This is a genomic window from Cysteiniphilum litorale (assembly GCF_003428165.1).
Lineage (GTDB): Bacteria > Pseudomonadota > Gammaproteobacteria > Francisellales > Francisellaceae > Caedibacter > Caedibacter litoralis.
In genome coordinates this window covers 1-682 of the sequence record NZ_QLIQ01000170.1, presented here as the reverse complement: position 1 = coordinate 682, position 682 = coordinate 1, and the positions used below count along the sequence as shown (strand labels likewise).

The 682-nt window shown below is 44.6% G+C and carries 1 protein-coding gene; it reads left to right on the top strand.

Going from position 1 to position 682, the window contains the following annotated elements; genetic code table 11:
• Positions 1-682: hypothetical protein (locus DNJ75_RS15115; protein ID WP_206609144.1), on the top strand; the 682-nt coding region annotated here is incomplete at both ends.

The window sequence follows — 682 nt, the reverse complement described above, 5'->3', positions numbered from 1 at the left end:
CACTTAATGACAGCAATGGCAATAATAATGGCGGACAGGTTGAAATCTATCGTTATAGTGGTGGCACTTGGTCACAGCTTGGTTTAGACATTGAAGGATTAGCCGCAGGCGATATTTTAGGTAAGAGTGTGTCCTTAAGTCAGGATGGTAACACGCTAGCAATTGGTGCGAGCTCTCCTGCTGTTGGCAATGGCTATGTCCAAGTCTATAACTATAATGGCTCAAGCTGGGTGCTCGTTGGTAGTGCAATCACAGGTCAAGCATTGGATGATAATTTTGGTTATTCAGTGTCATTAACAGATGATGGATCTAAAGTTGCGATTGGTGCACGGCTTAATGACAATGCCAATGGTAGCAATAGTGGGCAAGTTCGCGTGTATGGTTACAATGGCTCAAGCTGGGTACAATTAGGTGGCAATATAGATGGAGAGGCTGCGGGTGATCAATCTGGTTGGTCAGTTTCAATCAGTGGTAAAGGTGAGATCCTTGCGATTAGCTCACGCCATAATAATGGTCTAACTGGGCATGTCCGTATTTATCGTTATATTGACAACGTCTGGCAGTTTGTGACTGAAATTGATGGTGCAGCTGCGGATGATCAATTTGGTTATTCGGTGGCGTTAAGTGGTGATGGTAGAACCTTAAGCGCTGGTGCAGTAAATAGTGATACGGTCAATGGCAC